Annotated in this window: 2 protein-coding genes; one reads left to right on the top strand and one right to left on the bottom strand. The window is 65.3% G+C overall.

The annotated features are described in order from the left end of the window. On the top strand, positions 1-184 hold a 184-nt coding region (locus RKP46_RS02575), incomplete at its 5' end, for a hypothetical protein (RefSeq protein ID WP_311105174.1). On the opposite strand, the gene RKP46_RS02570 is transcribed toward RKP46_RS02575, so the two are convergent. Beyond that, on the bottom strand, positions 181-3,771 hold the full coding sequence (locus RKP46_RS02570; protein ID WP_311105173.1) for a helicase-related protein: 3,591 nt from the start codon (positions 3,769-3,771) through the stop codon (positions 181-183). The two genes, RKP46_RS02575 and RKP46_RS02570, sit on opposite strands and share 4 nt — an antisense overlap. Positions 3,772-3,933: the final 162 nt, after the last annotated feature.

Here is a 3,933-nt window from a genome sequence, read left to right as displayed (position 1 = left end):
TTTTCGCGAAGCTGGCGGTCTGGCAGTGGGGTGCTTGCTCCATAATGCCGGGAAATTGGCCACGCTAAACTCGATCAACATGTCTGCCGATGGACCAAATGTGAAATCGAGGCTTCAGTCTTGCTCCTTTTCCGCAATTTTGCAACCAAAATTTGCGTTTCAAGCATCCCAAAGCGACTTCTAACGGGGAGCATCCGCGCGTGCCAGAAGTTCGGAAAAGTCGTAGTTCACGCTGTTCGCGCCAAAGTCCGGTTCGCGCCGGAAGGGCTCGCGCAGGTAATGCACCCGGTGACCGCCTTCCCAGGTGAATTCCACCATCGCGAGGATAAAATCCTCCGGCTTGTTCAGGGAATAGAGAATCTCGTTACGCGTGACGGTAATCGTCGGCGCGTCGGCAACGCGCCCCTTCACTTCGATGAAGCGTAGCTTGCCGCTGCCCGGAACGCGGCTTTCGATGTCGTAGCCGAGCTTCTCGAACTCGCGGTCGGTGGGTTCAAAGCCGAGCTGGCGCTCGACCGCCATGACGATCGCGCGGGCGCGGGCGGCGCTGACTTGCGTATCGACGGCGTTCGCCAGCGTGGTCGAAGCCTGGCCGCTGATCGCCCGGATCAGGCCGATCGGCACCACCAGGAAGCCGCCCAGGACCACCGGCGGCAGCGGCGAGATTTGCGCTTCGCGCTGCAGGTCGTCCAGCCGCTTTTCGAGCCGCCCCTGCAGGAGGTCGGCGCGCTTGCGCGCTTCGCCGGAGTTCAGTCTGGCATTCGGTCTGCCTGCCTGCTCCTGCAGTTTGAGTTCCTCGGTGCGGTGGTCCCAATAGGTGATTTCCTTGGTCAGGCGATCCTTGACCGCCGCTTCGGTCTTGCCGATCAATTCGAGCCGACGACGGCGGACCTCGGCCAGATGCTCCGGCACGATGTGGGTGATCGCGTAGCGCAGCACCTGCCCCTCGAGTTCGCGCGTGATCCACCGGCATTCAGGGCGATCGAGAATCGCTTCGCTGGCCGGCTCGTCCGGCGCGAGTGGCCGATAGTCGAGATAGGGCGCGTAGTGCACATGACGCGTGCGGTGGCTGGCGTCGATTTCGACGTAGAGCATGCGCTTCGAGACGACGTGACGCTCGCCGGTGCGGCTGAGGCCGGCGTCCTGAATGGCATGCTCGAGGTAGAACAGCACGCGCGGCTGCAGCCCGAAGTCGCCGTCGTCAACCAGCACGCTGCCGCGCTTGAGCAGATCGCGATGGCGCTCCAGGGTCAGATCGATGAGGCCATCGAGCAATGCGTGGCCGGGGCAGACGAATGCCGCCAGCGGCTGGCCGGCCGGTGCGACGAGCGACTTCTCGAAGGCGATTCGCTCGTAGCGCGGCAGCACGGGCTCGCCGGTCCCGATCAGGCGATCGCGGTTGCCCAGCCGCGCGGGTACATGCGTGATTTCGTAGCGCCGGGGCTCGCGCTGGCGGACGGTGCCGCCGAGTTGCGTGAACGCTGCGAGGAAGAACGACTCGATGTAATGCGGTTGCAGCCGGCGGGCATCGGCACGCTCCATCTCCTCGCGGATGCGCTGCACCCGGCTGGCGTCCATCGCGTCGTGCGCCAGCGCGCGCTCCTCGAGCAGGCTCCGCAGGTGTTCGCGATCCATCGCCAGATCGAGGACGGTGCTCAGGTAGGCCCTCACCTCGGGCTGCTCGCCGTAGCGAATGGCTTCGATCAGCAGTTCGCGCAGCGACAGAACCTTGCCGCCGGACTCGAAGGCGAGCTTGCCGAGCACATCGAACACCTGCCCGCCAAGCGCTTGGCGCGCCTGTTCGAGCTTTTCCAGCAGGCGGCGATAGACATCGCCTTCGCGCGTGTCGTCGGCGACCAGGTTCCACAGGTGGCAGACCTCGGTCTGCCCGATGCGGTGGATGCGGCCGAAGCGCTGCTCGATCCGGTTGGGGTTCCACGGCAGGTCGTAGTTGACCATCAGGTGCGCACGTTGCAGGTTGATTCCCTCACCGGCGGCGTCGGTAGCGAGCAATACCTGTACCGCGGGATCGTGCCGGAACGATTCCTGCACGGCCAGGCGCTGTTCGCGGCCGACGCCGCCGTGGATGACGACGACCGCGTCGTTGCGACCGAGCAGCGTGCGGATGCGTTGCTCGAGATAGTTGAGCGTGTCGCGGTGCTCGGTGAAGATGACCAGTTTCTGGCCTGGCGACGGGTTCGGCGGCGGGATCGCTCGGGCCGCGTACGGCGCGCGCGCCTGGGCAAGATGCTGGCCGATGGCGCTCGGCGTGAAGACCTCGGAGAGCAGGCTGGTCAGTTGGCACCACTTGGTGTCGGTGCCACTGCGACAGACGGCGAAAGCCTGCCTTTCGAGCCTGCTCAGAGTGTCGATTTCGCTGCGCAATTCGGCCATCGAGCGGGCAGCGGTGGCCTGGTCGAGAATCTGTTCTTCGGCGGCAGCGACTTCGTCGTCGGGCGCTTCGTCCAGGTCGTCGAGGTCTTCGCCGTCGAGGACCGGCAGAGCGGCAGACACGATGCTTGCGGCCTGGCCGCCGCGTTGGAGGATCTCCAGTTCGCGCAGTCGGCCATCCAGCCGTTCGCGCCGGCGGCGCAGCGATTGGTGGATGGCTTCGGGAGAGGAAGCCAGGCGCCGTTGCAGGATGGTCAGGGCGAAGCCGACGGTGCCGGCGCGCTTGTCGTTTTCCAGCGCCTCCGCACGGTTGAATTCCTCACGCACGTAGTCGGTGACCGCCCGGTAGAGCGCGGCTTCGCCGTCCGAGAGGCGGTAGGGCACGGTGTAGGCGATGCGCTCGGGAAAGAGCGGCGTGCCGTCGAACTTGCGCAGACTCTCCTTGACCATACGGCGCATCAGGTCCGACACGTCGGCGCTGTGCACGCCATCCCGGTAGCGACCTTCGAAGCGGTCGCCATCGAGCAGCGCCATGAACAACTGGAAGTCGGCTTCCTTGCCGTTGTGCGGCGTGGCCGACATGAGCAGGAAGTGCCGCGTCAGCGTCGACAGGAGTTGGCCGAGGCGATAACGCCGAGTGTACTTGGTCTCGCTCCCGAAGACGGTGGCCGACATCTTGTGCGCTTCGTCGCAGACGATGAGGTCCCAGCGGCAATCGGGCACCTGCAGCTTCTGCTGCACGGCCTCATTACGCGCGAGCTTGTCGAGGCGGGCAATGCACAGCCTGGTTTCGAGAAACCAGTTGCCGGTGCGTGCGGCTTCGAGCTTGTCGTTGGTGAGAATCTCGAACGGCAGGTGGAAGCGGCGGTAGAGTTCGTCCTGCCACTGTTCGGCGAGGCCGCCCGGGCAGACGATCAGGCAGCGCTGCAGGTCACCGCGCGCGACGAGTTCCTTGATCAGCAGGCCGGCCATGATCGTCTTGCCGGCGCCGGGGTCGTCGGCGAGCAGGAAGCGCAGCGGCTGGCGCGGCAGCATGCTTTCGTAGACGGCGGTAATCTGATGCGGCAGCGGGTCGACGACCGAGGTATGCACGGCCAGAACCGGGTCGAACAGATGCGCGAGCCGGATGCGCTGGGCCTCGGAAACCAGCCGGAAAAGTGCGCCATCGCCGTCGAAGCTCCACGGCCGGCCGTGCTCGACGACTTCCAGGCGTTCCTCGTCGTGGCGGTAAAGGAGCTCGTTGGCGACGCGCCCGGCGGCCGTCTTGTAGGTCAGCTCCAGAGCTTCGGAGCCAAACCACTGAACGCTGACCACGCTCACCAATGCGTCGGGAACGATGCCGCGGATCGCCGCATTGCTCTGCAGTTGTTCGAGTTTCATCGCCGATCGAAATGGGCCGTGGTGGTGTGCTTCGCGAAGTGGGCTATTGTCCATCAGCACGGCGCGCCTGGTGCGGGATTTCTTGATTCAGGCGGGGAGCGTGCAGCGTGCCCACCGCCCAGGACGAGGCGCAAGCACACGCCGGCATGCAAGCTGCCGCCG

Origin of the sequence: Accumulibacter sp. (assembly GCF_031732815.1) — a bacterium.
GTDB lineage: Bacteria > Pseudomonadota > Gammaproteobacteria > Burkholderiales > Rhodocyclaceae > Accumulibacter.
Note: the sequence above shows the minus strand (reverse complement) of the source record. Positions and strands in the feature narration are given on the sequence as shown.